The sequence below is a fragment of the Streptomyces sp. PKU-EA00015 genome (assembly GCF_013387495.1).
Taxonomy (GTDB): Bacteria; Actinomycetota; Actinomycetes; order Streptomycetales; family Streptomycetaceae; genus Streptomyces.
The window spans coordinates 1-523 of the sequence record NZ_JABZEE010000143.1 but is presented as its reverse complement, the minus strand read 5'-3'; the positions used below and the strand labels follow the sequence as shown (position 1 = coordinate 523).

The 523-nt window shown below is 70.9% G+C and carries 1 protein-coding gene; it reads left to right on the top strand.

The window, feature by feature from the left end:
- Positions 1–21: 21 nt before the first annotated feature.
- Positions 22–523 (top strand): hypothetical protein (locus tag HW130_RS35265; protein WP_177153831.1); only part of this gene is annotated, 502 nt, incomplete at its 3' end.

Sequence of the window (523 nt, the reverse complement as noted above, 5' to 3'; positions counted from 1 at the left end):
CTGGCGGGCCGGGACCAGGCGATGGACCAGACCACCTGGTGGGCGGACGCCGACCCGGTGCAGATGGTGCACGAGCTCACCCACCAGCTCGGCCTGCGCGACGAGTACCGTGACGCCGACTCCCCGCACCGCCCGCACATCCTCGGCAGCCTGCTGGGCGACTTCGACGGACCTACCGAAGACGCCTCCCTCGCCCCCGCCGGCCTGCGCGACCGGCACATGGCCCTGCTCGGAGCGCTCATCGGTGACGTGACCCCAGCGCCTCAGCAGAACGGCGACCAGGCCGACCAGAGCTGGGCGGCAGCCCGGAACGCCGCCGCCGCGGAAACTCGCGAGTCCATCTGGGTCGACCCGGTCTCCCTGCCCCGACACGCCGACGGCCCGGCAGTCACCGAGGTTCCGGCTCACATGCAGCAGGACTCGGGCGCGACCCCCACCGCTGCCGCCGAACCGGTCCTCGTTCCCCTCAAGTTGGGGAACTTCGAGTTCACCAACCTGAATCAGACGGAGAGGTACGTCGAGA